The organism is Micromonospora sp. NPDC052213 (genome assembly GCF_040679695.1).
GTDB lineage: Bacteria > Actinomycetota > Actinomycetes > Mycobacteriales > Micromonosporaceae > Micromonospora.
The window spans coordinates 1-25,681 of record NZ_JBFAVI010000010.1 but is presented as its reverse complement, the minus strand read 5'-3'; the positions used below and the strand labels follow the sequence as shown (position 1 = coordinate 25,681).

The following is a 25,681-nucleotide window of genomic DNA, read 5'->3' as shown; positions in this document are numbered from 1 at the left end:
AGCAGCCGTCGCCACCACTCAGCAGCCGCAGCCACCACCGCAGCAGCCACCACCGCCGGTCGGAGCGGCCGCGCCGCCGACCGCGCCGCCACCCCGACCGGTGACCGAGACGGTGGAGAGGAGCTTGACGGTGTCCGTGTGTCCCCACGGGCAGGGCGCCGGCTCGCCGGCCTGCGACATCGGACGGTTGACCTCGAAGGTGTCGCCGCAGGCGCGGCAACGGAACTCGTACCGGGGCATGACTCCAGGGTACGGCCGGGCCTGACGCCCGAGGAGACATGGGTGATACTCAACTTGTGGTGGACGGCGAGGACAGATCGACCCATCGGCCCCTGCGACCGGCCGTGCCGCCCGACGGGCCACCCGCCGGCTCCGGGGTCGCACCGGGGTCGTCGGCGCGCCTGCCCCGTCCCCGCCGCCCCTGGCTGAGGTCCGAGGCACCCACCGGCGCCGGCACCCCGACGGCGGCACCCGCCGAGCCCGCGCCGACGCCGACCGGGCCGTCGGCCACCCCCGCCGCACCGTCCGCCCCGGACGTCCCGCCGGCCGGGGCGGCACCGGCCGCCGCCGGGAAGCCGAGCGCCGACACCGAGCCGCCGGCCGCCGCGAAGCCCGGTGCCGCCGCCGCCACGTCGACCGCCGACACCAAGCCCGCCGGCACGTCCGCCGCCGGCACGTCGACCGCCGACACCAAGCCCGCCGGCACGTCCGCCGCCGACACCAAGCCCGGCGACTCGGGGAGCGGCGCCGGGGGCGGCTCGGCCGCGCCGACGTCGGCGGGGAAGAGCGACCTCGCGGCGACGAAGGTGGACGTGCTCACCAACGGGCCGGCCGCGCGAGCCCGGCGGCGCCGGGTGCCGTTCGCGCACGCCGTACGCCTGCCACCGCCGCGTCAGGCGGCGGCGGCCGCGGTCCGGGCGACCCGGGACTGGTCGCGGCGCCCCAGCGGGCGGCTCACCCTGCCCGGGGTGTTCCTGCTCGCCCTGGTCGCGGCGACCGCCGCGGCGGGCGCGCTGCTGGTGCCCGCGACGGTCCGCGCGCCCCGTCCGGTCGCCGACGCCGCCTCCGTCGCGCCGACGGCCGGCCCGCAGGAGCCGCTGCCCGGCGGGCTGCCGCTGCCCACCCAGACGGTGCCGCCGCTCAGCACGGTGCCGACCGGCCCGGCCGGCGGCGGGGTGACCACCGGCCGGCCGTCGGACGCCCTCGCCGGCTGGGCCGCGCAGGTCGGGCCGAAGGTCGGCATCTCGCCGGTGGCCATGCAGGCGTACGGCTACGCCGAGCTGGTGCTCGCCCAGACCAACCGCAGTTGCGGCCTGAGCTGGACCACGCTGGCGGCCATCGGCTTCGTCGAGTCCGGGCACGGCCAGGCCAACAACGCCCGGCTCGGGCAGGACGGCAAGGCGCTGCCCGAGATCATCGGCCTGCCGCTGGACGGGCAGGGCAACCGGATGCGCATCCCCGACACCGACGGCGGCCGGCTGGACAAGGACACCACCTTCGACCGCGCGATCGGGCCGATGCAGTTCATCCCCACCACCTGGCAGGAGATCGGGGCGGACGCCGACAACGACGGCGTCAAGGACCCGCACGACCTGGACGACGCCGCGCTCGCCGCCGGCAACTACCTCTGCAAGGGCAGCCGGAACCTCACCATCCCGGCCGACTGGTGGAACGCGATCCTGTCGTACAACGACGTCCGCCAGTACGCCCAGGACGTCTTCGACACCGCCAACCGGTACGGACAGGCCAGCCGCACGTGAAGTGATCGTCCGCATACATTGGAGAACCGGACACTTCCCCCGGGCAGCGGTTAGCGGCAAGCTATACAGGTGATGGTGCGCGAGTGGGACCCCAGGACCGCGTCGTCCGCCGAGATCGCGTCGCTGCTGGACACGCTCAACGCGGTCCTGGCAGTCGATCTGCCGCGGGATCCACCGTGGCGGGAGAGTTCCCTGCGGGAATACCTCTCCGAGGTGATGCCCGGCGAGCGGCGGATCTCCTGGGTCGCCCAGGCGGAGCCGGCCGGCGGCGGGGCGCCGGGGCCGATCCTCGGCCAGGTGAACGTGCTCCTGCTCGGCGACATCGGCGTGCTGGAGGTGCTGGTGCACCCCTCCCGGCGGCGCAGCGGGCTCGGCCGTGACCTGGTCCTGGTGGCCGCCCGGCGGGCCTACCAGGAGGGCTTCCAGTCGATCGGGGTCGAGGTGGTCGGCGACACGCCGGCCGTCGCCTTCTACGAGTCGCTCGGCTTCTCCAAGGAATACGTCGAGACCCGAAGCGTGCTCGACCTGTCCGCGGTGGACTGGGTCGAGCTGTCCGAGATGGCCACCGGCATCGGCGCGGGCTACCACCTGGAGTTCTGCCCCGGCGGGCCGCCCGACGACCTGATCGACGCGTACGCCCGGGCCAAGGCGGAGGTGCGCGACGTCGACGACGGCGAGCTGCGCCCCAGCTCGTACGACCCGCAGCGGCTGCGGGACAGCCTGGACTGCCTGCACCGGCGGGGCATGAAGCCCTACATCGTGCTCGCCCTCCACGAGCAGACCGGGGAGGTGGCCGGCCTGACCGAGGTGGTGGTGCCCGCCCAGCACCCCACCCGCGCCGACCAGTACGACACCATCGTCGTGCAGGACCACCGGGGCTACGGCATCGACCGGGCGATCAAGGCGCGGATGCTGCTGGAGCTGCGCTCGGCGGAGCCGAAGCTGACCGAGGTGCAGACCTGGAACGCACAGGCCAACGAGGCCATGCTCAAGGTCAACGCCGAGTTGGGCTACCGTGCGGACCGCGAGTGGTGTGAATACAGCGTCGACGTGGCCGAGCTGGTGCACCGCCTCGACGCCGGACGCTGACCGGAGAGTTCACGAAACCGACCGGTGGGGGATGGACGACGGTCAGCGGAGCCCCTTAACGTGCGTTAGTTCCCCGTCCACCCATCGTGGAGGCCCCATGCGCCCGCGCCGCACTCTTGCCGCGCTCGCGACCGCCACCGCCGCCGTGACCGTCGCGGCTGTCGGCGTCGCACCCACCGCGGCCAGCGCCGCGCCCACCGACCTGTTCATCTCGGAGTACGTCGAAGGCTCGTCGAACAACAAGGCGATCGAGCTGTTCAACGGCACCGGCGCCGCCGTCGATCTGGCCGCCAACGGCTACCAGCTCCAGTTGCACTTCAACGGCTCCACCACCCCGACGAACGTGGCGCTGACCGGGACCGTCGCGGCCGGCGACGTCTTCGTCTTCGCCTCCGCCTCGGCCGCGCCGGCGATCCTGGACCGGGCCGACCAGACCACGACAGCCGGCCTGTTCAACGGCGACGACGCGATCGTGCTGCGCCGGGGCGGCACCGTGCTCGACTCGATCGGCCAGGTCGGCGTCGACCCGGGCACCGAGTGGGGCACCGGTGTCACCAGCACCGAGAACAACACCCTGCGCCGGTTGCCCGCCGTGACGTCCGGCGACACCGACCCCTCGGACGCGTTCGACCCGGCCGCCCAGTGGGCCGGATTCCCGGTCGACACGTTCGACGGGCTCGGCACGCACACCGTCGACGGGGGCGGCCCGGTCGACGCGCCGGCGACGCTCACCTGCGGCCCGGCGCTGGTCACCCCGGTCGGCACGGCGGCGACCCGGGAGGTCACCGCCACCGACGCCGACGACCGGATCGTCGACCTGGCGGTCACCTCGGTCAGCCCGACCCCCGCCACCGGCTCCGTCAGCCGCACGGCCGTCACCCCGGCCGACGCGGTCGGCGGCACCGCCCGGGCCACGGTCGGCGCGAGCGCCGACCTGGCCGCCGGGGCGTACACGGTGGTGCTGACCGCGACCGACGCGGACGGCGGCACCGCCACCTGCACCCTCGCCGTGCAGGTCACCCGCGAGCTGACCGTCGGCGAGGTGCAGGGCCCGACCACCGACGGCGAGTCCGGCCCGGCCGACCGGTCCCCGCTCGCGCCGGCGTCCGGCAACGGCACCAGCAGCACGCTGTACGACGTGCGCGGCGTGATCACCCAGCTCACCCTGGCGCGTGACTCGTCGGGCCGGGACCAGCGCGGCTTCTTCCTGCAGAGCCGGTCCGGCGCCACCGACGGCGACCCGACCAGCTCGGACGGCATCTTCGTCTTCATGGGCTCGTTCACCTCGCTGATCGGCGGCTACGTGCCGACGGTCGGCGACGAGGTGGTGCTCCGGGCCCGGGTCTCCGAGTACTTCAACTTCACCCAGCTCTCCGGCGCGTCACTGGTGCGCAAGCTCGCCTCCGGCGTCGACGTGAACGCCGAGGTCGAGGTGGCCGACGCGGTGCCGCCGGTCGAGCTGGCCGACGCGCAGCGGTTCTGGGAGCGGCACGAGGGCGCCCGGCTGCGGGTGCGGGCCGGCAGCGGCGCCGTGAGCGGGCGGAACGTCTTCGCCTCCACCGCCGACGGCGAGATCTTCGTGATCGACCGGGACGACCCGCTGCTGGATCGCGCCGACCCGTACGCCCGCCGGGTGTTCCGGGACGCGCACCCGCTGGACAACGACCCGGGCCGCCGCTTCGACGACGGCAACGGCCAGCGCATCCTGCTCGGCAGCATGGGCGTCAAGGGCACCACGGGCGACAGCGGCGCGCTGCTCCCACCCGCCCGCACCTTCGACACGCTGACCGCCGACGCGGTCGGTGGCCTCTACTACTCGTTCGAGAAGTACGGCGTGCAGGTCGAGCGGGCCGAGTTCACCGGCGGGACCGACCCGTCCACGAACAACCCGCCGCAGCCGGCCAAGCGGTCGGAGGAGGTCGCGGTCGCGACCTACAACGTCGAGAACCTGTACGACTACCGCGACGACCCGTTCGACGGCTGCGACTTCGCCGGCAACGCCGGCTGCACCGGGGTGCGCCCGCCGTTCGACTACGTCCCCGGCAGCGAGCAGGAGTACCGCGACCAGCTCGCCGCGCTGGCCGACCAGATCAGCACCGACCTGCACTCGCCCGACCTGATCCTCGTGCAGGAGGCGGAGGACCAGGACATCTGCGCGGTCTCCGGCGGCGAGCTGGTGTGCGGCACCACCAACAACGCGGACGGCGCGCCGGACACCCTCCAGGACCTGGCGCTGACCATCGCGGCGAGCGGCGGCCCGGCCTACGCGGCCGCGTACGACCGCAGTGGCGCGGACGCGCGGGGCATCACCGCCGCGTTCCTGTACCGCACCGACCGGGTGTCGCTGGCCGAGGCGACCGCCAGCGACCCGCTGCTGGGCTCGGCGCCGACGGTGCAGTACCGCGGCGCGGGGCTGCCGGGCAACGCGGACGTGCAGAACCCGAAGGCGCTCAACGCCGTGCTTCCCGCCGACGTGGACACCTCCACCGGCAAGGACGGTGACAACGTCTTCACCCGGGCTCCGCAGCTCGGCAAGTTCACCGTGGCCGCCGCGCCCGGGTCGACCGAGCGGTACACCCTGTGGGCCGCGAGCAACCACTACTCCTCGGGGCCGGACAGCCGGGTCGGGCAGCGCCGGGAGCAGGCCGCGTACGGGGCCGCGATCGTCACGGCGATCGAGGCGTCGGACCCGGACGCGCGGGTGGTGTACGGCGGGGACCTGAACGTCTTCCCCCGCCCCGACGACCCGATCGCCACGGCCGCGGAGCCCACCCCGTCGGACCAGCTCGGGCCGCTGTACGAGGCCGGCATGCGCAACCTCTGGGACGACCTGCTCGCCGACGCCCCGTCGTCCGCCTACTCGTACAGCTTCGAGGGGCAGTCGCAGACGCTGGACCACCTGTTCGTCAACGGCGCGCTGCACCGGGACCTGGTGGAGATGCGGGCGGCGCACATCAACGCCGACTGGCCGGCCGAGCACGCCGCCGACGGCACGCGCGGCTCCAGTGACCACGACCCGCAGGTGGCCCGGTTCCGGTCGCGGGCCTCGCTCAGCGTCGGGGACGTGTCGGTGGCCGAGGGCGACCGGGGCACCCGCCCACTGACCTTCACGGTCACCGTCTCGCGACCGCTGTCCCAGCCGGTGCTGCTCTGCGCCGCCACGTACGGCACAACGGCCCAGGCGGGCGCCGACTACGACCCCTACGTCGGTTGCAAGGTCCTGGCCGCCGGGCAGACCTCGCTGGCCTTCCCGGTGACTGTGCGCGGTGACCGCAAGCGGGAGGCCGACGAGAAGCTGACGCTGCTGGTGACGGGCGTTCCGGGGCTGCGCCTCGCCGACCCGGTCGCGGTGGGCACCATCGCCGACGACGACTGACGTCGCCCCAGGCAGCCCCTCCGGCTGCGCGTACCGACGGCCCGCCCGCCAGGAAGCACCTGGCGGGCGGGCCGTCGGCCATCTCAGGGAGCAATGGGCCGACGGGGACGATGGGTTCACGGACACCGGCGATCGTGCCCGCACGCGCGCGGCGGCGGGGGCACGTTGCGGTACTTGGCCACCCGCACCTCCCACTGGCTGCGCCGCCGCATGGCGTCCCGGACGGCGCGATTGCGGTAGAACGTCTCCGGCGGGCGGGCTAGCCCGTAGAGGTCCGCCCACCACTCCCCGGGCTCGGGGTCGAGAATGGTGTCGAGGTGCGACGGGTAGCGGCGTTCCGCCCCGTCGCGGGTGTCGTCGCGGTCCCGCATCGGCTTCAGCACCCGCCCGAACTCGTCGACCACCGCCAGCCGGAACCCGGCGACCCCGATGACGCGGCGCAGGAGCAGGATGCTCGGCACCAGCCGACCCGCCTCGATCCGCCCCACGGTGGCGTGGTGCACCCCCGCCCACCGAGCCAGCTCCCGCTGGCTCAGGTCGGCGCGACGCCGGATCGCACGGACGATGCCGGCGGCGGGCCACGGAATGTCGAACGGCTCGGTCAGCAGCACGGGCGGCTCGTCGGAGCGCGCTTGATCTTCGCAGCCCGGCTGCTCGTCAGAGCCGGGCTGGTCGTCAGAGCCGGGCTGGTCGTCAGAGCCGGGCTGGTCGTCAGGGGACGGCCGGTCGTCGGCCCATGGCGCGTCGGCCCATGGCGCGTCGGCCCATGGCGCGTCGGCCCATGGCGCGGCGGGAATGTCGGTCATCCCGTCACGGTCCCGGCCGTGCGGGCCCTTCGCAATCCCGCCTCCCCGGCCTGTGGACAACCCACCTACCTGTGGAGAACGGCAGCACCCACGTCGGCCGGGACGACTCCCGGCGACCTCACCAGACCCTCACGCTGGGTAACATCCCGACCGGAAGACCCCCATGTGACCGTGAGTGATGGCGCTGGCGCCGTCGACCCAGCTTCGCCGCCGACGACCCCGGCCAGCCGCCGCCCTGACCAGCGCATTTCCGAAGAATGCCCCGAGGAGGCAGCCTACCCTCGAACGCTTTGCTCTGCACCCGCATACGCGACAGACACTCTCGGTTGCTGGTGCATATCCGGGTGCAGAGCAAAGCGTTCGAGGGAGGGGTTCGCGACTCGCTTGGATTGATCGCTCTGAGTAACGGACACAGCATGCGTGGGCCGGGCACGCATGAATGAGCCGGCCTGGCGTCGCCGTCAGTGGACCCGCGCTCCGGCGTCTCCGCCCGGTTCGCGCCGTCCTGTGTCGTGGGTCGTGGGTTTCGGGTCGTCGGGCAGGGCTGCGTCCTGCGCGACCGGGCCGCGACCGGGACTGGGACCGGTCCGTGCCGACTTCTCTGTCCGGCCGTGCGCGGCGTGGCGTCTGTGACGCCGTTGCCCGACCCCGGGTGCCGTCGGTAGGGCCTCAGTAGCGCTCGCGGAGGAGTTGGGCGGCCTCGACCGCCCAGTAGGTGAGGATGATCTGCGCACCGGCCCGGCGGATCGAAGTGAGCGTCTCCAGCATCACCCGCTCCCGGTCGATCCAGCCGTTCGCGGCGGCCGCCTCGACCATGGCGTACTCGCCGGAGACCTGGTAGGCCGCGACCGGGACGTCGACCGCCGCGCGGACCGCCGACACCACGTCGAGGTACGGCAGCGCCGGCTTGACCATCACCATGTCGGCGCCCTCGGCGACGTCCAGCTCGACCTCGCGCAGCGACTCCCGCAGGTTCGCCGGGTCCTGCTGGTAGGTGCGCCGGTCGCCCTCCAGGGCCGACTCCACCGCGTCGCGGAACGGGCCGAAGAAGGCCGAGGCGTACTTGACGGCGTACGCCAGCACGGCCACGTCCTGGTGGCCGGCGGCGTCGAGCGCCCGGCGCACCACGCCGACCTGGCCGTCCATCATCCCGGACGGCCCGACCACCCCGACCCCGGCGGCGGCCTGGGCCACCGCCATCTCGGCGTACGCCGCCAGCGTGGCGTCGTTGTCCACGCCGCCGTCGGGGGTGAGCAGCCCGCAGTGCCCGTGCGAGGTGAACTCGTCCAGGCAGAGGTCGCTCATCACCACCGTGGCGTCGCCCACCTCGGCCACGACGTCGCGGATCGCGACGTTGAGGATGCCGTCCGGGTCGATGCCGCCGGACCCGGTGGCGTCCCGCCGCGCCGGCACCCCGAAGAGCATGATGCCGCCGACGCCCGCCTGGACGGCCTCGACCGCGGCCTTGCGGAGCGAGTCCCGGGAGTGCTGGAGCACCCCCGGGAGCGACGCGATCGCCCGCGGCTCCGTCAGCCCCTCCTTGACGAACATCGGCAAGACCAGCTCGGCCGGGTCGACGCGGGTCTCGGCCACCAGCCGCCGGAGCGCCGCGTTGCGGCGCAGCCGGCGGGGCCGGATCTCGGGGTACGGCATCACGGGCCTCCTGCTACGACGACTACCGGAACCTCAGGGCGGTCGGCCCCTGGACCTTCGAGCCGCGGCGCTGCTTCGCCGGCATGGCGGCGAGCTTCTCGCGCAGCTCGACGGCGTAGGCGGCGAGCGCCTCCACCAGGTCGGGGACCGAGGCGTGCGGCGGCTGGACGTCGACCCGCAGGCCGAACTCCGTCGCCGTCTCCGCCGTCTTGGGCCCGATCACTGCAACAACGGTACGGGCGTGCGGCTTCCCCGCGATGCCGACCAGGTTCCGCACGGTGGAGGACGAGGTGAAGAGCACCGCGTCGAAGCCGCCGGACTTGATCGCGTCCCGGATCTCGGCGGGCGGCGGGGCGGCCCGGACCGTCCGGTACGCGGTCACGTCGTCGACCTCCCAGCCGCGCTCGGTGAGCCCGGCGGCGAGGGTCTCGGTGGCGATGTCGGCGCGCGGCAGCAGCACCCGGCCGACCGGGTCGAGGATCTCGTCGTGCGGCGAGAACTCGGCCAGCAGCCCCTCGGAGGACTGCTCCCCCGACGGGATCAGCTCGGGCTGGATGCCGAACGCGCGGACGGCGTCGGCGGTCGCCTCGCCGATGCAGGCGATCTTGACGCCGCCGAAGTGCCGTGCGTCCAGGCCGTGCTCCGCGAACTTCTCCCAGACCGCGCGGACCGCGTTGACCGAGGTGAAGATCACCCAGGCGTACCGGCCGTCGACGAGGCCCTTGACCGCCCGCTCCATCTGGGCCGGGGTCCGCGGCGGCTCGACCGCGATCGTCGGCACCTCGCAGGGGATGGCCCCGTACGCGCGCAGCCGCGCGCTCATCACGCCGGCCTGCTCCTTGGTGCGGGGCACGAGGACCTTCCAGCCGTACAGCGGCCGGTTCTCCCACCAGCTCAGCTTGTCCCGCTGGCCGACGCCCTCGCCGACGGTGAGCACGACCCGGCCGGTGAAGCCGAGCGCCGCCGCGACGAAGGAGTCCACGGTCGACGTGGTGGTGTACTGCGTCTCGCCGGTGCCGTCCCCGGTCACCCCGACGCCGGTGGCGCCGTCCACCCCGGCGGCGAGCAGCCCGTCCCGGATCGCGGCGAGGTCGCCGGCGTCCACGGCCAGGGCGAGCGAGCCCCGGCCGACGGCCGCGGCGAGGGCGTCGAAGTCCAGCGTGCTGACGTCCTCGACGTCGGCCGCCGTGCGTACGCCGGGCAGCGGCACGCCCGCGTAGGTCGCCACACCCTCCGCCTGGCCGACGCCCGGAACCACCTCGAAGTGCGCGGCGGTACGCGCCACCGCCTGCACCTCCCGGACCACCGACTCGTGGCCGAACGGGTCGCCGGCGACCAGGTGCACCGCGTTCAGCCCGGACCGGGCCGCCGAGATCAGCACCTTCGCCACGTCGCCCGGCGCGCCCTCGGCCGGGGTGAACTGGGCGTCGGACTTGGCCTGGGCACGGACGGCGTCGAGCAGCGACTCGGGGACTCCCCGGTCGTACACCACCTGGTCGGCGTCGACCAGGGCGTCGTGCGCCCGGCGGGTCAGCAGGCCCGGGTCGCCGGGACCGGCCCCGACGAACGCGATACGGCCTACGGGCTTACGGGTGCGGGTCATTCTGTGCTCCCAAATTGCTGGGTCCCCGGGCCGGCGTGTCCTTCTTGGCCGAGGATCGAGTCGGCGCCGAGGTCGAGGAGTTCGGCGGCGAGTGCCTTGCCGATCTCCGCCGCGTCGGCGAGCGTTCCGGTGCGGGACAGCCGGAGGTCTCGCGAGCCGTCCGGGCTGATCACCGCCCCGCGCAGGTAGATCTCCTGGACAACGTCGCCCTCGGCACCCGAGCCGGTTGGCTCGCCTTCGGCGACGACGGCGTAGGCGGCGACCGGAGCGGAGCATCCGGCCTCCAGGGTGGCCAGCAGCGCCCGCTCCGCGACGACCGCGGCGCGGGACGGTGTGTGGTCGAGCACGGCGAGCAGCTCGACCATGTCCGGGTCGTCGATCCGGCACTCCACCGCCAGCGCGCCCTGGGCGGGCGCGGGCAGCATCAGCATCGGGTCGAGCGTCTCGGTGATCACCTCGGTCCGCCCCAGCCGGGCCAGCCCGGCCCGGGCCAGGACGATGGCGTCCAGGTCGGCCTCCGGGCCGAGCACCCGGGCGAGGCGGGTGTCGACGTTGCCCCGGATCGGGGCGACCTCCAGCTGCATCCCGAGGGCGTGCAGTTGGGCGATGCGGCGCAGCGCGCCGGTGCCGACGGTCGCGCCGGGCGGCAGCTCGGCGAGGGTCCGGCCGTCGCGGGCGACCAGCGCGTCCCGCGGGTCCTGCCGGACCGGCACCGCCGCGATGTGCAGCCCGGCCGCCGTGGCGGTGGGCAGGTCCTTGTAGGAGTGCACCGCGAAGTCGATGGTGCCGGCGGTCAGCGCGTCGCGCAGGGCGGAGACGAAGACGCCGACGCCGAGCCGGTGCACCGGCGCGGACGATCGGTCGCCGGCGGTGACCACCTCGACCAGCTCGACCGGGCGGCCGGTGGCGGCGGTCAGGGCCTCGGCGACGTGGCCGGACTGGGCCATCGCCAGTTTGCTGCCCCGGGTACCGAGGCGCAGGGGGGCACTCATCGCTCACCTCCGGTGGGCGGGACGTCGGCCGGGCTGGCCGACGACGGGAAGTCGGCGAGGCCGAACGGCGGTACGACGTCGCTGTCCACGACGTCGGGGACGGTGTCGACCGGCGACGTCTGCGGCACCTGGAGGTCGAACAGCTCGCGCAGCAGGGCCGCGTACTGGTCGCCGCCGGGCTCCGCGGCGAGCTGGCGGACCCGCACGGTGGGCTGGTGCAGCAGCCGCTGGACCACCCGGTGCACCGTCCGGGCCACCTCGGCACGCTGGTCGTCGGTGAGGTCCGGGCGGCGCTGGGCGAGCCGGCGCAGCTCGGCGGTGACCACGTCGTCGGCGCGGCCACGCAGGGCGGCCACGGTCGGCGCGACGTCGGCCCCGCGCAGCCAGGTGAGGAAGGCCTCGACCTCGCCGGCCACGATCCGTTCGACGGCGGCGGCGTCGGCGGCGGCGGGACCGTCGGCGAGCAGCGCCGCCATCCGGTCGATGTCGATCACCTCGACGCCGGGCAGCTCGGCGACGCCGACCGCCACGTCGCGCGGCACGGCCAGGTCGAGCAGGACCAGCGGCCCCCGCCCGGGGTCGCGCCCGGCGAGCGCCCGGGTGACCACCTCGCGGGTGAGGACCGCTTCCGTGGCCGCGGTGGCGGCCACTACGATGTCCACTGTGGAGAGCGCGGTGGTGAGTTCCGTCATCGGCGCCGCGCTGGCCCCGTACGCCTCGGCCAGCCGGACGGCCCGGTCGGCGCCCCGGTTGGTGACGGTGACCGGCCCGGCACCCAGCCGGGACAGCGTGGCCACGCCCAGCGAGCCCATGGCGCCCGCCCCGACCACCAGCGCCGGGCGGCCGGCCAGGTCGCTGCCGAGGTGCTCGGCGGCCAGGTCCAGGGCGGCGGTGACGACGCTCTGACCGGCCCGGTCGATGCCGGTCTCCGCGTGGGCGCGCTTGCCGACCCGCAGCGCCTGCTGCATCAGCTCGTGCAGCAGCCGCCCGGCGGTGTCGGCCCCGGTCGCCGAGTGGTACGCGTCGCGCAGCTGGCCGAGGATCTGCGCCTCGCCCACGACCATCGAGTCCAGCCCGGCGGCGACCCGGAAGACGTGGTCCACCGCGGCGGCGTCGAAGTGCACGTAGAGGTGGTTGGCGAGCCCGGCCGGCTGGCACCCGGCCTGCTCGGCCAGCACGGCGCAGATGTCGCCGAGACCGCCGTGGAATCCGGACACGGCGGCGTAGACCTCCACCCGGTTGCAGGTGGAGACGAGCACGGCCTCGGTCACGTACGGCTGCGCGACCAGGCGGTCCAGGGTGCGGGTGAGATCGGCGGGGGCGACCGCGAGCTGCTCCAGCGTGGCGACGGGAGCCGTGCGGTAGGACGCGCCGACGACGAGCAGTTTCACGTGCCGATCGCCTCCTGAGGGTCGGTGACCGCGAACCCGCCGGGCAGGGCGGTGAGGGCGGACCCGCCGGTGGCGGGAAGCGCGGTCAGCGATGCCTTGCGGTGCTCGTGGAAGGACAGGATCTGCAGCTCTATGGCCAGGTCGACCTTGCGCACGTCGACCCCCTCTGGAACCGAGAGTACGCACGGAGCGAAGTTCAGGATGCTCGTCACACCGACGGCCACGAGTTGGTCGGCGACCGCCTGGGCGGCCGGGGCCGGGGTGGCGATCACGCCGATGGCGATGGACTCCTCGACGGCGACCCGGGGCAGCTCGTCGATGTGCCGGACGACCAGCCCGCTGATCTCCTCGCCGACGCGTTCGGGGTCGGCGTCGAAGAGCGCGGCGATCCGGAAGCCGCGGCTGGCGAAGCCGTCGTAGCCGGCCAGGGCGTGACCGAGATTACCCACGCCGACGAGGGCGACCGCACGGCGCTGGGTGAGCCCGAGCACGAACTCGATCTGGTCGACCAGCAGCGCCACGTCGTAGCCGACGCCCCGGGTGCCGTACGAGCCGAGGTGCGAGAGGTCCTTGCGGAGCTTCGCCGAGTTCACCCCCGCGGCGCTCGCCAGCCCCTCGCTGGACACGGTCTCGTGACCGCTTTCGGCCAGGTTGTGCAGGGCACGGAGGTATTCGGGGAGCCGCGCGACGGTCGCCTCGGGCAGGTCCGGGAGCGCCGGTACGGCACCGGCGCGACCGGGCGCGCCAGGGTGACGGTGCTGACTCATGAGACTCCGTGCGGTGCGATCCTCGGCCAGCTCCAGCGGCCGGCCGTTTCGGGACTCCCGCTGGCGACCGAGATTGCCGGCTGTGCTAGCAGGGCGCGTCGGAACTACAGAGTAGGCGCTTGTGAAGGCGTGCACAAATCGCGATCTTGACAGCTCGCGACGCGGCTCCACCTGGCCCTCCATCCCGCAAGATCGATACAGCGGCCTCCGCCGGCGCCGCACGGCGATTATTGCTCAATTACGACTTCTCTGACCAATCGCGCGAGCGCGGCTCGCCGCCGATTACGTCACGGGTGCCGGCGGGCCCGACCGCCGGCACCGGGCCCACCGCCGGCCGGGCTCCGGGGCGCCGGCGGGCGCCGCCCGGAGGGCCACGGTAGGGACAGCCCTACGCCGGAGAGGCCGGCCGACGGGATGGGTCGTTCAGCCCCGCGCTGCCTAGCCTCGTGGTATGACCGCCGCACCCGTCGCCGCCGCCCCGCCCGCGTCGGCGCCGACCATCTCCCGTCAGCTCCTCCTGGACTCCGGCTACGTGCTGCTCGGCCTCCCCCTGGCCCTGGCCAGCTTCGTGGTCCTGCTGGCCGGCCTCGCGGCCGGCCTCGGGCTGGTGGTGACGGTGATCGGCCTGCCCGTCCTCAGCGGCACCCTGTACGCCGCCCGGGGGCTGGCCGACATCGAGCGGCTCCGCCTCCCCGCCGTGCTGCACCAGTCCCGGATCCGCCCGCAGTACCGGCTCCCCGAGCCCGGGGCCAGCGCCTGGCGGCGGATCTTCGTGCCCATGGGGGACGCGCAGTCCTGGCTCGACCTGGCGCACGGCATCCTCAAGCTGGTCGTGGCCGTCGCCACCTTCGCGGTCACGCTGGTCTGGTGGGCCGGCGCCGTCGCCGGATCGCTCTACTGGGCGTACGACTGGGCGCTGCCGCACGGCGACCCGGAGAACGTCGGCCTCCCCCAGCTCCTCGGCCTGGGCGACTCGACCGTCGCCCGGATCGGGCTGCACACCGCGATCGGGCTGTTCTTCCTGATCACCCTGCCGATCGTGGCCCGCGGCTGCGCGCTGCTCCAGGCGAGCTTCGGCCGGGCCATGCTCACCGGCGTGGCGGAGATGCGCAACCGGATCACCGTGCTGGAGGAGCAGAAGCGGGCCGCCGTGTCCGCCGAGGCGAGCGCGCTGCGCCGGCTGGAGCGGGACATCCACGACGGCCCGCAGCAGCGCCTGGTCCGGCTCGCCATGGACCTCAGCCGGGCCCGCCAGCAGCTCGCCTCCGACCCCGACGCCGCGGCGCGGACCCTGGACGAGGCGGTCACCCAGACCCGGGAGACGCTCGCCGAGCTGCGCGCCCTGTCCCGGGGCATCGCGCCGCCGATCCTGGTCGACCGGGGCCTGCCCAGCGCCCTGGCGGCGCTGGCCGGGCGCGGCCTGATCCCGATCGAGCTGCGGGTGGACCCGGAGCTGGGCAGCCCCGCCGGCCGGCTCGACCCGGCGGTGGAGAGCACGGCGTACTTCGTCGTGGCCGAGGCGCTGACCAACGTCGCCAAGCACAGCCGGGCGACCGAGTGCCACGTCACCGTGGCCCGGCGCGACGGCCGGCTGGAGGTGGGCGTCGGCGACGACGGCCAGGGCGGCGCCCACCTGGCCAAGGGGCACGGGCTGGTCGGCATCGCCGACCGGGTACGCGCCGCCGGCGGCCGGCTGGACGTGGTCAGCCCCGTCGGCGGACCCACCGAAATCCGCGCCGAACTCCCGCTGTGACCCCGACGTGGTAGACAACTCAACCATGCGGATCGTGATCGCGGATGACGCCGTGCTGCTCCGGGAAGGGCTGGTCCGGCTGGTCAGCGAGCGGGGGCACGAGGTGGTGGCCGCCGTCGCCGACGGCGAGGCGCTGGTGGCGGCGGTCGTCGCGCACCGGCCGGACGTGTCGATCGTCGACGTCCGGATGCCGCCCTCGCACACCGACGAGGGGCTGCGCGCGGCGGTGGAGGCCCGGCGGCTGGTGCCCCGCACCCCGATCCTGGTCCTCTCCCAGTACGTCGAGGTGTCGTACGCCGACGACCTGCTCGCCACGACCGGTGGCGGCGGGGGCGGGATCGGCTACCTGCTCAAGGACCGGGTGGCCGCGATCGACGAGTTCCTCGACGCCCTGGACCGGGTGGCCGCCGGCGGAACGGTGCTCGACCCCGAGGTGGTCGGCCAGCTCTTCGCCCGGCGCCGCCGCGACGACCCGCTGCGCGAGCTCACCCCGCGCGAACGCGAGGTGCTCGCCCTGATGGCCGAGGGCCGCTCGAACACGGCGATCGCGCGCACCCTGGTGGTCACCGACGGCGCCGTCGAGAAGCACGTCCGGAACATCTTCACGAAGCTCCAGCTCCCGCCCGACACGGAGCAGCACCGCCGGGTCCTGGCCGTCCTCGCCTACCTGCGCAACTGACCCCGCCCGGTCAGGGCAGGGCGGCCGCCAGGGCCACGGCCTCGGTGAGGGTGTCGGCGACCGGGTGGCCGGAGGCGCGCAGGCGGGCCGAGTCGGTGAACCCGCCGGTGTAGAGCACGGCGCGACCGCCCACCGACAGGGCGGCGTCGGCGTCGTCGACGGAGTCCCCGATCAGCACCACGTCCCGGCCGGCCACGCCCAGCTCGGCCAGGTGGTTGCGGAGGGACTCGGCCTTGCGGTCGCCGCCGACGGTGGCCCGCAGCCCGTCCACCCGGACGAAGTGCCCGCTGAGCCCGTACGTCCGCACCGTCGGCACCAGCTCCTCGTGGAACCACATCGAGAGCAGGGACTGGTTGCCCCGCCACGCCGCCATCGCGACCGTGGCGTCGTGCGCCAGCTCACAGGTGGTCAGCCCGGCCCGGTACGCGTCGTGGAAGATCCGGTCCAGCCGGCCGAACTCGTCGTCGTCGACCGCCTGGCCGAGCACCTCGGCGTAGTAGTCGGCGATCGGCCGGCGGAACCTGACCCGGTGCTCGTCGGCGGTCACCGTGGGCCCGCCGACGCTGGCGAAGGCGACGTTGGTGGACGCGACCACAAGGTCGAGGTCGTTGAGCAGGGTGCCGTTCCAGTCCCAGACCAGGTGGCGGTGCGCAGGGGTCATCGCAGCACCATAAACCGGCGTCACCGACCCGCCCTGGCCGGCCCGGCGGTCCCGGGCGCTACAACTGCGGGGTCGTCAGGTCCCGCAGCAGCCGCTCCTCCTCCACCCGCCAGTAGCCGTGCTCCTTGCCGTCGAGCAGCACCACCGGCAGGCGGTCGCCGTACTCGCGTTCCAGCTCGATGTCGTCGGTGACGTCCTTCTCGGTCCACCGGTCCCCGGTGACCGCCACCACCCGGTCCAGCGCCGCCTTCGCGTCCTCGCAGAGGTGGCAGCCGGGCCGGGTGATCAGGGTGAGTCGGGGCTCACGCATCGGTCTCCTCCGTGGTGCTGGTGCCGGCCGGGGCCGGCGGACGGTTCTCCGGCGACGCCGCCGGCGGCGGCACCGGTGCCGCCGGGGACGACGCCGGCCGGAGCAGGGTCTTGCGTACCTTGCCGATCACCGAGTGCGGCAGCTCGTCGACGAACTCGACGGCGGTCGGGCACTTGAACCGGGCCAGGTTGCGGGCGCAGTGGGCGAGCAGCTCCTCGCCCGTGACCGGGCGCCCCGGCGCCGGCACCACGTACGCCCGGACAGTCTCGCCGGTCCGCGGGTGCGGCACACCCAGTACCGCCGACTCGGCCACGCCGGGATGGGCGGAGAGCACCAGTTCGACCTCGCGCGGGTACACGTTGAACCCGTTGACCAGGATCAGCTCGCCGACCCGGTCGACCAGGAAGAGGTCGCCGTCGGAGTCGGCGTACCCGACGTCGCCGGTGGCCCACCAGCCGTCGGCGTCCGGCCCGCCCCGGCCGTCCGGCCAGTACCCGGAGAAGAGGTTCGCCCCGCGCACCACGATCTGGCCCGGGTCCGTGCCCGGCGCGGCGTCGGAGAGGTCCAGCTCGTCGGCGTCCTCGTCCGGCTCGGCCACGCCGTCGCGCCACAGGTCGGCCCCGTCCGTCCCGACCAGGCGCAGCTCGACGCCGGGCAGCGGGCGGCCGATCGAGCCGGCCTTCGGCTCGCCGCCGACGAGGGTGGAGGTGAGCACCGGCGCGGTCTCGGTCAGGCCGTACCCGACGTGCACCGGAAGGCCGGCGACCTCGGCGAAGCGGGCCGCGACGGCCGGCTCCAGCGGCGCCGCGCCGCAGACCACGAGCCGCGCCGACGCCATGGCCGCGGCGACCGCGCTGGCGTCCGCCGTGGACCACGCGGCCACCATCGACGGTACGCCGACCAGCACGCCGACCCGGCGGCGGGCGATCTCGGCCAGCCCGGCGTCGGGGCCGAGGTCGTCGACCAGCACGCCGGTCGCGCCATGGTGGACGACCGCGCCCAGCCCCGAGTTCAGCCCGTACGCGTGGAACAGCGGCAGCGCGAGCAGCACGGTGTCGCCCGGCCCGACGACCGGCGGGTCGATGCGGTCCACCTGCTCGTGGTTGGCCGCCAGCGCCCGGTGCGTGAGCATCGCTCCCTTCGGCCGCCCCTCCGTGCCGGAGGTGTAGAGCAGCACCGCCAGGTCGTCGCCGCCCCGGTTGGGGAACGGGCCCCCGCCCCCGCCGTCCGTCATGGGCGGGGCGCCGTGCACGGCGGTGAGCGCGGGGAGTTCCCCGGCGACGCCGGCGACGAGGTCGCGCACCCGCTCGGTGCCGATCAGGACCGAGGCGCCGGAATCGGCCAGCACGTGCCGCAACTCGGGGACGGTGAGGCCGGGGTTGACCGGCACCGCCACCAGCCCGGCGCGCAGCGCGCCCAGGTAGCCGACCACGAAGTCCGGCGAGTTGCCCAGCGCGATGGCGACCCGGGGCGGGTGCCGGTCGACGGCGGCGGACGGGCCCGCCGTCGCCCCGGCGACCGGGGTCCCGGTCGGTGCCGCCCCGTCGGCCCGGTCCTCGGTCGGTGCCGCTCCGGCGGGCGGATTCCCGGTCAGGTCCGCCAGGGCCCGGGCGGCGGCGGTCACCGAGGCGTCCAGTTCGGACCAGGTCAGGGTCCCCTCGCGCCAGTGCAGCGCGGGTCGGTCGCCGTGGGCGACGGCCGCCCGGCGGACCCGGTCGGCGAGGTTCGACGCGATGCTGTCGGATGCGTCCTGCACGGTGGCTGAGTCTGGCACAGCGCCGGGTCTCGGGCCATGCCCGCGACGGCCCGGGCCGCGCCCGAGGGGCCGGCGGGCGCGCCGGCGCCTCGGCGGGTCCCGCCGGCAGGACGACCGGGGCGCGCGGACGAGACGGATCGAGTCCCGTGCACGGGACATGCCGGCGCGCCGTGTCACGCGGGACGCTCCTGAGTCGACCGCCGCGTCACCCGTCCGCCCCGCGCCGGCCGGCGTGCCCGCTGAGCTGGAAACCCTCGGAATCACACGGCAATCCGAATGTCAACCGCACGCGACGGACAACCGGTCCGCCATTTGTGCGACGCGGCGGGAAATACTTCCGCCCTGTGTAACGGACTTGCCACGCGCGGGTGACGTTGGCCCTATCATCACTCGGGTCGGCTCACCCCATTTGCCGTGAGTCGACACCCCTCAGCCCGAGGAGGCCCCCGTGCCTGTGAGCGCATTGGACCAGCACCTCAAGGGGATCTGCCGCCCGTCGGCACGCCCCGAGCCAGCCCTGCCCGACCGCCCGGGTGGCGGCGCGGCGGCGACGCGCCGACCGGCGCGGCCCGCGGCCGGCGGGACGGAGGCGGCGCGGTGACGACCTTCGGTTACGCGGAACGGCCGCTCGGCCTGACCAACCCCGCGACCCGCGCCCCGCTCAACGAGCGACCCGCCGTCCGGGGCCCGCTGGACGACACGGGCAGCCTCGCGGTCCGCGGCGAGGGCACGTCGAGCCGGATCCGCCACCGGCCGCACCACAACGAGCCGCCACCGCGACCCGCGACACCCGGGGGCAACGCCAAGCCGGCCGGGGGCCGGGTGGCCGTGCCGGCCCGGCCCACCATGCCGGCGCAGGGCCGCCGCACGACGGAACCGTCGACGGCGTCCGAGCAGTCGGCCGCGGAGACGGCCGTGATCCCGGCGGTGCCGGCGACCGCCGCCGCCCCCGCCGCCTCCACGGGCTTCCCCAGCCGTCCGGACCCGTCCGACCCGGCGACCGAGGTCTGGGCCCTGGTCGAGCGCGCCCAGGCGGGCGAGTCCGAGGCGTTCGGGCTGATCTACGACCGGTACGTCGACACGGTGTTCCGGTTCGTCTACTTCCGGGTCGGCAACCGCCAGCTCGCGGAGGACCTCACCTCCGACACCTTCCTGCGCGCCCTCAAACGGATCGGCAGCTTCACCTGGCAGGGCCGGGACCTCGGCGCGTGGCTTGTCACCATCGCCCGCAACCTGGTGGCCGACCACTTCAAGTCCGGCCGCTACCGGCTGGAGGTGACGACCGGCGACGTGCTGGACGCCGATCGCGAGGACCGGGGCCCGGAGGGCAGCCCGGAGGCGGCGGTCGTCGAGCACATCACCAACGTGGCCCTGCTCAGCGCCGTCAAGCAGCTCAACCCCGAGCAGCAGGAGTGCATCGTGCTCCGCTTCCTGCAGGGGTTCTCCGTGGCCGAGACGGCCCGCGCGATGGGCAAGAACGAGGGCGCGATCAAGGCGTTGCAGTACCGCGCGGTACGGGCGCTGGCGCGGCTGCTGCCGGACGGCTTCCAACCGTAGTCCCGCCGACGGGACCGACGGTCGTCGATCTCTGTTCGTCCAGCCCACCGCCCTCTCTGCGCCGTGACGGCAATCACTTTCCGTGATTTCGCCCGCGGCGGGCCCGTAACCCATGCCCGGTGCGGACCGTTTCTCCGGGTGCGACCGGTGGTAGCCCCGGCATCCCCCCGGGTTCCGAGGTCCGGCAGCGTGGCCGGCCACGACGTTCGTCCGTGGTGTCACGCCGTCACCGGTCGCTGGCGACGACAGCGGCCGACCGGCCGTGACCAGCGAGAGGAGGTGCCTGCGGTGGACAGCGACCTCTTCTCCCGTCGGCGCGCGGAGCGCTTCGCGCAGCTTCTCGACGAGGCCAACGGCGGCCGGCGACACCACGTCCGCTCCCGCGCCGACGACCAGCTCGCCGCGCTCGTCGCCGTCGGGCAGCGGCTCGGCGCCGCCCCGCCGGCCGTCGAGGTGGACCCGGAGTTCCGCACCGGGCTGCGCGCCATGCTGCTGGCCACGGCCGAACGCGAGGGCATCGGCGCCCCGGCGACCGCCGCCGCGCCGGAGCCGGCCGCCGCCGACACCGGTCGCGGCCGCCTGCTGCCCGCCGTCACCGCCCGCCGGGCCCGCGCCCGCGGCGCCATCCTGGTCGGCATCGCGGCCGGCGCGGTCGCCCTCTCCGGCATCTCCGCCGCGAGCGAGAACGCGGTCCCCGGTGACGCGCTGTACGGCATGAAGCGCTCGACGGAACGGGCCCAGCTCGCGCTGGCCAGCTCGGACATCAGCAGAGGTCAGCTCTTCCTGGACTTCGCCCGCACCCGGCTGGCCGAGGCCGCCGCGCTGCGTGGGGACCGGGACGGCTACAGCGCCGTGCTGGACGACATGGACGCGGGCACCCGCCAGGGCGTACGCCTGCTGACCACCGCCGCGGTGCAGCGCTCCGACCTGGCGGCGCTGGACGCGGTCAACTCCTTCCTCACCGGGCAGCGGCGGGCGGTCGGGGACCTCCTCGACGCCGGCACCCGGGCCGACCGGGACCGGACCCGCCGCTCGCTGGCCCTGCTGGACGCGGTCCGCAAGCGCTCCGACGCGCTCCGCGCGGCGATCTCCTGCGGCCTGCCCGCCCCCGTCGGCAGCGACTCCCTCGGCCCGGCCCCCGCCACCTGCCCCGGCGACCGCTGACCTGTCCGGCGCGCCGTCCGCGCCACAGTTCACCCGCCGGGCGGTCGTCGGCAACCGTCGCCCGGCTACCCTCGACCAGTGGCAGGCGCACGCCGCGCCCGGTCAGCAGAGGGAGGTCGCGTGGCCCGCAGCCGCAAGGTGACGGTCAGCACCGACGTCCACGGTCACACCGCCGGCTGGGCGGAGACCGACCTGGCGCCCCTGGCTCCGCCGCAGCCGGATCCGACCGCGGCGGCCTTCTTCGACGTCGACAACACGATGATGCAGGGCGCGTCGATCTACTGGTTCGCCCGGGGCCTCGCCGCGCGCAAGTACTTCACCACGACCGACCTGGCCCGGTTCGCGTGGCAGCAGCTTCGCTTCCGGCTGCTCGCCACCGAGCACGCCGGGGACATGTCGCAGGCCAAGGAGGCCGCCCTCGCGTTCGTCGAGGGCTGGCGGGTGGACGACGTGGAGCGCCTCGCCGAGGAGATCTTCGACGAGCTGATGGCCCCCCGGATCTGGGGCGGCACCCGCCAGCTGGCCCAGCGGCACCTGGACGCCGGCGAACGGGTCTGGCTGGTCAGCGCCGCGCCCGTGGAGATCGGCCGGGTGATCGCCGCCCGGCTGGGCCTGACCGGCGCGATCGGCACGGTCGCCGAGGTGGTCGACGGGGCGTACACGGGCCGGCTGGTCGGCGACCTGATGCACGGCCCCGCGAAGGCCGAGGCGATCACCCAGCTCGCCGCGGTGGAGGGGCTGGACCTGGCCCGCTGCACCGCCTACAGCGACTCCTGCAACGACCTGCCGATGCTCTCCACGGTGGGTCGGGGGGTGGCGGTGAACCCCGACGCCGCCCTGCTCAGGGAGGCCCGGCAGCGCGGCTGGCAGGTACGCGACTTCCGCACCGGCCGGCGCGCCGTGAAGATCGTGGTGCCGTCCACCGCCGCCGCCGGGTTGCTGGCCGGGGCGGTCACCGCCGGCATGGCCCTGCACCGGCGTCGCCGCAACGGCTGACGTCGCCGGCCGCCCGCGTCACGGGCCGAACGGGTCCGGCCGGCGTTCGAGCAGCTTGTGCAGGGTCTGCTGGATCGTCTCCCGCACCTGGTCGGCCAGGTTGAACACCACGAGCGGGTCGTCGGCGGAGTCCGTCAGGTGCGCGGTGGGGATCGGCGGGCAGAACTCGATCAGCCACTTGCTCGGCAGCGGCACCATGCCCAGCGGCCCCAGCCACGGGAAGGTCGGGGTGACCGGGAAGTAGGGCAGCTTGAGCAGCCGCGCCAGGGGCTTGATGTCGGCGAGCATCGGATAGATCTCCTCGCCGCCGACGATGGCGACCGGCACGATCGGGGTGCCGGTGCGCAGCGCCGCCGAGACGAACCCGCCCCGGCCGAAGCGTTGCAGCTTGTAGCGCTCGGCGTAGAGCTTGCCGATGCCCTTGAAGCCCTCGGGGAAGACGCCGACCAGTTCGCCGTTGCCGAGCAGCCGCTCCGCGTCCGGGTTGCAGGCGACCGTCCCGCCCGTCTTGCGGGCGAGCTCGGAGACGACCGGCATCCGGAAGACCAGGTCCGCGCCGAGCAGCCGCAGGTAACGGTGGGCCGGGTGCTGGTCGTGCAGGGCGGCCGAGAGGATCAGCGCGTCCAGCGCCACGGTGCCGGAGTGGTTGCCGACGACCAGGCCGGCGCCCTCGGCGGGCACGTGCTCCAGGCCGGTGACCTCGGTACGGAACCAGTCCCGGTAGAGCACCCGCAGCAGCGGGTGGAAGATCGCCTCGGTGATCTCCGGATCGAAGCCGAACTCGTCGACCTCGTAGTCGCCGGAGAGCCGGCGGCGCAGGAACGCGAGCCCCTTGGCGACCCGGCGGTCCCAGTGGTCGCCCGGTCGGTCCGGCACCGCCGGCCCGGTCGTCGCCGGCACGTCCCCGGCCCCGCCCGGCCGGTCGGACTCCGTCGCGGCCGGCTCGTCGGGCTCGTCCGTGGCACCCGACGCGACAGGCCCGCCAGGCTCGTCGCTGCTGCCAGCAGCGGCCGCTACCGGCTCGTCGGTGGCGGCGGTGTCCGGCTCGTCGGCCGTGGCAGCCCGGCGCCCGTTCGCCCGCGCCGGCTCCGCGCCCGGCTCGGCGACGGTCAGCGGTACGTCGTAGCGGCCGTCGCGCCGCTCCTCCGGCGCGCTCACGAGCGCTCCCGCACGGCGGCCCGGACCTGCCGGATCCCCTCCAACACGAGGTGCTCCGCGGCCGCCAACTGGTCCCGGGTCACCACGACGCCACCGTGGTGGGCGCGGATGAAGTCGTCGAACGCGGCGGCGGTGGTGCGGGGCGTGAAGCCGTACTCCCGCTCCAGGCGGGAGGTGTCGACGACCCGGCCGTGCACGAAGAGGTCGACCTGGTCCAGGCCGTAGCGGCCGAAGCCGAGGTTGCGGGCGAACGCGACGGCCCCGGAGAGGCCGGGCTCCAGCACCGGCACGGCGACCCGGCCGGCCCGGCGGATCGCCTGGGAGAGGGAGAGCACCCCGGGACCGGCCACGTTGTACGTCCCCGGATGGTCCTCGACGATCGACCGGTGCAGCACCTCCAGCGCGTCGTCGAAGTGCAGGAACTGCAGCCGGGGGTCGCGGCCGAACACGGTCGGCACGACCGGCTGGGAGAAGTAGCGGGTGAGGGTGGTGTCGGCGGTCGAGCCGATGAAGGGCGCGAAGCGCAGCACCGTGGCGGTGACGTCGGGCCGTCGGCGGCGGAAGCCGCGGACGTACCCCTCGATGTCGAGGATGTCGCGGCCGAAGCCGCCGCGCGGCACCTCGCGCGGCTCGGTCTCCTCGGTGAAGACGGCCGGATCGCGGAACGACGCCCCGTACGCGGCCGTCGAGGAGCGGACCACGAGCTTGCGCAGCCGGGGGGCCCGCTGGCAGGCGGCGAGGAGCTGCATCGTGCCGATGACGTTCTGCTCCTTCATCGCCGCGCGACCGCCGTGCTGCTGGTCCGGGGCGGTGACGAGGGCGAGGTGGACCACGGCGTCGACGTCGAGGTCGGCGAGGAGACCGCCGAGCGAGCCGGCGTCGACGCGGACGCGCTCGACACGGTCGAGCAGGTCGGTGAACTCGGCGGCCGGCTCCGACGGATCCACGCCGATGACCCGCTCGATGCGCGGGTCGGCGGCGAGCCGGGCGGCGACGTGCGCGCCGAGGTAGCGGCTGACCCCGGTCACGACGACGACCCCCGGGGCATCTGGGGTGCCACCGGGGGTCATGTCGCGCACCTCCCCCGGCAGGCGGGATCGAGCCGGGACATCCACGGCCTGATCACCTGAGCCTCCGAGGGTCGACAGTTGGCAAGTGACGACGGGTGCCGGGCAGCGGCCCGGCCCCGGTCACTTGCCGAGACGGCGACGCTGGACGCGGGTCTTGCGCAGCAGCTTGCGGTGCTTCTTCTTAGCCATGCGCTTGCGGCGCTTCTTGACCACCGAGCCCATACGAAAGCCTTTCGATGCAACATGCGGGGCGACCGGATGACACCGTCGGGTGCCGTCTACGACCGCGTGCGGACAGCGGACCGGGCCAGCGGGACATGCGGCGGGGCGCATCTGCGGTCACGGTCGGGGTCCAGGGTAGCGGGAGAGCGTCAGCAGGACCAACGCGCCCCCGTCGATGCCCGTTACGTCGCACTCGACGGGTGGCCCGCGGGCGGCTCAGGCGGTTTCCTGAAAGGCACCCCGCAGGTATTCGTGCACCGCGTGTTCGGGAACCCGGAACGACCGGCCGACCCGGACCGCGGTGAGCTCACCGCTGTGCACCAGGCGGTAGACCGTCATCTTCGACACCCGCATGACCGTCGCCACCTCGGCGACGGTCAGGAACTTGACCTCCGACAGCCGACCGTCGGACTGCGACCCGGCCATGGCTCACCGACCCATCCCATGCCCGGCGCGTGCCACCGGACGGGATCCTCCCCGCCCGGACCGGCGACGCGCGTGTTACCAGTACGGTAGCGGGGCGGCTGTGACCGGCGCGATCCCTTCGTACAACTGATCATGGTTCGCGGGGCCGGTCCACCCGACCGGCTACGTCGTTGTCGAACCTGTTGCGCCCGACGTCCGGTCGGTCCTCATTCCGCCGCGTCGCGAGCACCGGGGGAGCCGAGCACGGCCAGGGGCGGTGACCGTTACGGGGCGGGTCGTCTTCCGAGCCGCCCACCCCGCGGCGCCCCGCGCAGCCGGTGGCCCGCAGCGCGTCCGGCGCCGCCCGCCACGCCTCGCCGCGCTCACGAGCCGCCCCGCCGCGGAAAGGCGCCCGGGGGTGGCGGCCGGCCGCCCCGAACCACCGGGGCGGGGCCCCGGGCCGCTGGCGGGCGCGGTGGCGCGCTGGCCCGTGGGGGCTGTCTCCGGTGTTCG

At 74.6% G+C, this 25,681-nt stretch carries 22 protein-coding genes; 8 read left to right on the top strand and 14 right to left on the bottom strand.

The features are described from left to right. Window positions 1-18 precede the first annotated feature (18 nt). Complete coding sequence (locus AB0L34_RS04725; RefSeq protein ID WP_363701887.1) at window positions 19-240, bottom strand: zinc ribbon domain-containing protein; 222 nt, start codon at window positions 238-240, stop codon at window positions 19-21. Between the two features lie 56 nt (window positions 241-296). On the opposite strand from AB0L34_RS04725, the gene AB0L34_RS04720 reads away from it, so the two are divergent. The 3 genes from AB0L34_RS04720 to AB0L34_RS04710 all read left to right on the top strand — a co-directional run bounded on the left by AB0L34_RS04720 (window position 297) and on the right by AB0L34_RS04710 (window position 6,225). Continuing rightward, window positions 297-1,760: a lytic murein transglycosylase gene (locus tag AB0L34_RS04720; protein WP_363701950.1), complete on the top strand. Its 1,464-nt coding sequence runs from the start codon at window positions 297-299 to the stop codon at window positions 1,758-1,760. Between the two features lie 72 nt (window positions 1,761-1,832). Beyond that, window positions 1,833-2,849: a GNAT family N-acetyltransferase gene (locus AB0L34_RS04715; RefSeq protein ID WP_350707189.1), complete on the top strand. Its 1,017-nt coding sequence runs from the start codon at window positions 1,833-1,835 to the stop codon at window positions 2,847-2,849. 97 nt (window positions 2,850-2,946) lie between these two features. After that, window positions 2,947-6,225: a lamin tail domain-containing protein gene (locus AB0L34_RS04710; RefSeq protein ID WP_363701885.1), complete on the top strand. Its 3,279-nt coding sequence runs from the start codon at window positions 2,947-2,949 to the stop codon at window positions 6,223-6,225. A 116-nt stretch (window positions 6,226-6,341) separates the two neighbouring features. Here AB0L34_RS04710 and AB0L34_RS04705 read toward each other — a convergent pair whose 3' ends face one another. The 6 genes from AB0L34_RS04705 to AB0L34_RS04680 all read right to left on the bottom strand — a co-directional run bounded on the left by AB0L34_RS04705 (window position 6,342) and on the right by AB0L34_RS04680 (window position 13,437). Beyond that, window positions 6,342-7,031 carry a helix-turn-helix domain-containing protein gene (locus tag AB0L34_RS04705; protein ID WP_363701883.1) on the bottom strand — a complete coding sequence of 230 codons (690 nt, stop codon included), beginning with the start codon at window positions 7,029-7,031 and terminating at the stop codon, window positions 6,342-6,344. Between the two features lie 669 nt (window positions 7,032-7,700). Then, complete coding sequence (gene hemB, locus AB0L34_RS04700) at window positions 7,701-8,684, bottom strand: porphobilinogen synthase (RefSeq protein ID WP_363701881.1); 984 nt, start codon at window positions 8,682-8,684, stop codon at window positions 7,701-7,703. A gap of 22 nt (window positions 8,685-8,706) precedes the next feature. Beyond that, entirely contained in the window at window positions 8,707-10,287 is a 1,581-nt protein-coding gene (locus tag AB0L34_RS04695) for a uroporphyrinogen-III synthase (RefSeq protein WP_357457454.1), read from the bottom strand. Continuing rightward, the gene (hemC, locus tag AB0L34_RS04690) at window positions 10,284-11,279 is read right to left on the bottom strand and encodes a hydroxymethylbilane synthase (protein ID WP_363701879.1); all 996 of its coding nucleotides are present in this window, start codon (window positions 11,277-11,279) and stop codon (window positions 10,284-10,286) included. The genes AB0L34_RS04695 and hemC overlap by 4 nt, the downstream gene beginning before the upstream one ends. Continuing rightward, complete coding sequence (locus AB0L34_RS04685; RefSeq protein ID WP_363701877.1) at window positions 11,276-12,670, bottom strand: glutamyl-tRNA reductase; 1,395 nt, start codon at window positions 12,668-12,670, stop codon at window positions 11,276-11,278. The genes hemC and AB0L34_RS04685 overlap by 4 nt, the downstream gene beginning before the upstream one ends. Continuing rightward, window positions 12,667-13,437: a redox-sensing transcriptional repressor Rex gene (locus AB0L34_RS04680; RefSeq protein WP_363701875.1), complete on the bottom strand. Its 771-nt coding sequence runs from the start codon at window positions 13,435-13,437 to the stop codon at window positions 12,667-12,669. Before AB0L34_RS04680 ends, AB0L34_RS04685 begins: the two co-directional genes overlap by 4 nt. A gap of 451 nt (window positions 13,438-13,888) precedes the next feature. Here AB0L34_RS04680 and AB0L34_RS04675 point away from each other — a divergent pair, with 451 nt between their 5' ends. Both AB0L34_RS04675 and AB0L34_RS04670 read left to right on the top strand, forming a co-directional pair. After that, the gene (locus tag AB0L34_RS04675) at window positions 13,889-15,190 is read left to right on the top strand and encodes a sensor domain-containing protein (RefSeq protein WP_363701873.1); all 1,302 of its coding nucleotides are present in this window, start codon (window positions 13,889-13,891) and stop codon (window positions 15,188-15,190) included. 25 nt (window positions 15,191-15,215) lie between these two features. Then, on the top strand, window positions 15,216-15,869 hold the full coding sequence (locus AB0L34_RS04670; RefSeq protein WP_357457464.1) for a response regulator transcription factor: 654 nt from the start codon (window positions 15,216-15,218) through the stop codon (window positions 15,867-15,869). Between the two features lie 10 nt (window positions 15,870-15,879). Here AB0L34_RS04670 and AB0L34_RS04665 read toward each other — a convergent pair whose 3' ends face one another. Genes AB0L34_RS04665 through AB0L34_RS04655 form a run of 3 tightly spaced genes read right to left on the bottom strand, consistent with a single transcriptional unit; the run spans window position 15,880 to window position 18,596 of the window. Beyond that, the gene (locus AB0L34_RS04665) at window positions 15,880-16,530 is read right to left on the bottom strand and encodes an HAD hydrolase-like protein (RefSeq protein ID WP_357457466.1); all 651 of its coding nucleotides are present in this window, start codon (window positions 16,528-16,530) and stop codon (window positions 15,880-15,882) included. A gap of 58 nt (window positions 16,531-16,588) precedes the next feature. Then, the gene (locus AB0L34_RS04660) at window positions 16,589-16,840 is read right to left on the bottom strand and encodes a glutaredoxin family protein (RefSeq protein ID WP_350707036.1); all 252 of its coding nucleotides are present in this window, start codon (window positions 16,838-16,840) and stop codon (window positions 16,589-16,591) included. Next, window positions 16,833-18,596 carry an AMP-binding protein gene (locus AB0L34_RS04655; protein ID WP_363701870.1) on the bottom strand — a complete coding sequence of 588 codons (1,764 nt, stop codon included), beginning with the start codon at window positions 18,594-18,596 and terminating at the stop codon, window positions 16,833-16,835. Before AB0L34_RS04655 ends, AB0L34_RS04660 begins: the two co-directional genes overlap by 8 nt. A 597-nt stretch (window positions 18,597-19,193) precedes the next feature. On the opposite strand from AB0L34_RS04655, the gene AB0L34_RS04650 reads away from it, so the two are divergent. The 3 genes from AB0L34_RS04650 (at window position 19,194) to AB0L34_RS04640 (ending at window position 22,313) form a co-directional block, all read left to right on the top strand. After that, window positions 19,194-20,153, top strand: coding sequence for an ECF subfamily RNA polymerase sigma factor, BldN family (locus AB0L34_RS04650; protein ID WP_363701868.1), 960 nt, complete (start codon window positions 19,194-19,196; stop codon window positions 20,151-20,153). Window positions 20,154-20,441: 288 nt separating this feature from the next. Continuing rightward, complete coding sequence (locus AB0L34_RS04645; RefSeq protein ID WP_357457472.1) at window positions 20,442-21,317, top strand: DUF5667 domain-containing protein; 876 nt, start codon at window positions 20,442-20,444, stop codon at window positions 21,315-21,317. 120 nt (window positions 21,318-21,437) lie between these two features. Then, the gene (locus AB0L34_RS04640) at window positions 21,438-22,313 is read left to right on the top strand and encodes an HAD-IB family hydrolase (RefSeq protein WP_350707028.1); all 876 of its coding nucleotides are present in this window, start codon (window positions 21,438-21,440) and stop codon (window positions 22,311-22,313) included. Window positions 22,314-22,331: 18 nt separating this feature from the next. Here AB0L34_RS04640 and AB0L34_RS04635 read toward each other — a convergent pair whose 3' ends face one another. From AB0L34_RS04635 to AB0L34_RS04620, 4 genes are all read right to left on the bottom strand, one after another. Further along, window positions 22,332-23,213, bottom strand: coding sequence for a lysophospholipid acyltransferase family protein (locus tag AB0L34_RS04635; RefSeq protein WP_357457599.1), 882 nt, complete (start codon window positions 23,211-23,213; stop codon window positions 22,332-22,334). A gap of 254 nt (window positions 23,214-23,467) precedes the next feature. Beyond that, the gene (locus tag AB0L34_RS04630) at window positions 23,468-24,541 is read right to left on the bottom strand and encodes an NAD-dependent epimerase/dehydratase family protein (protein WP_363701865.1); all 1,074 of its coding nucleotides are present in this window, start codon (window positions 24,539-24,541) and stop codon (window positions 23,468-23,470) included. Window positions 24,542-24,661: 120 nt separating this feature from the next. Beyond that, complete coding sequence (locus AB0L34_RS04625) at window positions 24,662-24,763, bottom strand: AURKAIP1/COX24 domain-containing protein (protein ID WP_007465623.1); 102 nt, start codon at window positions 24,761-24,763, stop codon at window positions 24,662-24,664. A gap of 216 nt (window positions 24,764-24,979) precedes the next feature. Continuing rightward, a complete protein-coding gene (locus AB0L34_RS04620) occupies window positions 24,980-25,189 on the bottom strand; it encodes a helix-turn-helix domain-containing protein (protein WP_007465625.1) in 210 nt (69 codons plus the stop codon). Window positions 25,190-25,681 lie beyond the last annotated feature (492 nt).

What these genes read in the sequence shown, in the direction of transcription:
- AB0L34_RS04725 (WP_363701887.1), bottom strand. Translation starts at nt 240, where the DNA reads ATGCCCCGGTACGAGTTCCGTTGCCGCGCCTGCGGCGACACCTTCGAG.
- AB0L34_RS04715 (WP_350707189.1), top strand. Translation starts at nt 1,833, where the DNA reads ATGGTGCGCGAGTGGGACCCCAGGACCGCGTCGTCCGCCGAGATCGCG.
- AB0L34_RS04710 (WP_363701885.1), top strand. Translation starts at nt 2,947, where the DNA reads ATGCGCCCGCGCCGCACTCTTGCCGCGCTCGCGACCGCCACCGCCGCC.
- AB0L34_RS04705 (WP_363701883.1), bottom strand. Translation starts at nt 7,031, where the DNA reads ATGACCGACATTCCCGCCGCGCCATGGGCCGACGCGCCATGGGCCGAC.
- hemB (WP_363701881.1), bottom strand. Translation starts at nt 8,684, where the DNA reads ATGCCGTACCCCGAGATCCGGCCCCGCCGGCTGCGCCGCAACGCGGCG.
- AB0L34_RS04695 (WP_357457454.1), bottom strand. Translation starts at nt 10,287, where the DNA reads ATGACCCGCACCCGTAAGCCCGTAGGCCGTATCGCGTTCGTCGGGGCC.
- hemC (WP_363701879.1), bottom strand. Translation starts at nt 11,279, where the DNA reads ATGAGTGCCCCCCTGCGCCTCGGTACCCGGGGCAGCAAACTGGCGATG.
- AB0L34_RS04680 (WP_363701875.1), bottom strand. Translation starts at nt 13,437, where the DNA reads ATGAGTCAGCACCGTCACCCTGGCGCGCCCGGTCGCGCCGGTGCCGTA.
- AB0L34_RS04675 (WP_363701873.1), top strand. Translation starts at nt 13,889, where the DNA reads ATGACCGCCGCACCCGTCGCCGCCGCCCCGCCCGCGTCGGCGCCGACC.
- AB0L34_RS04670 (WP_357457464.1), top strand. Translation starts at nt 15,216, where the DNA reads ATGCGGATCGTGATCGCGGATGACGCCGTGCTGCTCCGGGAAGGGCTG.
- AB0L34_RS04665 (WP_357457466.1), bottom strand. Translation starts at nt 16,530, where the DNA reads ATGACCCCTGCGCACCGCCACCTGGTCTGGGACTGGAACGGCACCCTG.
- AB0L34_RS04660 (WP_350707036.1), bottom strand. Translation starts at nt 16,840, where the DNA reads ATGCGTGAGCCCCGACTCACCCTGATCACCCGGCCCGGCTGCCACCTC.
- AB0L34_RS04630 (WP_363701865.1), bottom strand. Translation starts at nt 24,541, where the DNA reads ATGACCCCCGGTGGCACCCCAGATGCCCCGGGGGTCGTCGTCGTGACC.
- AB0L34_RS04625 (WP_007465623.1), bottom strand. Translation starts at nt 24,763, where the DNA reads ATGGGCTCGGTGGTCAAGAAGCGCCGCAAGCGCATGGCTAAGAAGAAG.
- AB0L34_RS04620 (WP_007465625.1), bottom strand. Translation starts at nt 25,189, where the DNA reads ATGGCCGGGTCGCAGTCCGACGGTCGGCTGTCGGAGGTCAAGTTCCTG.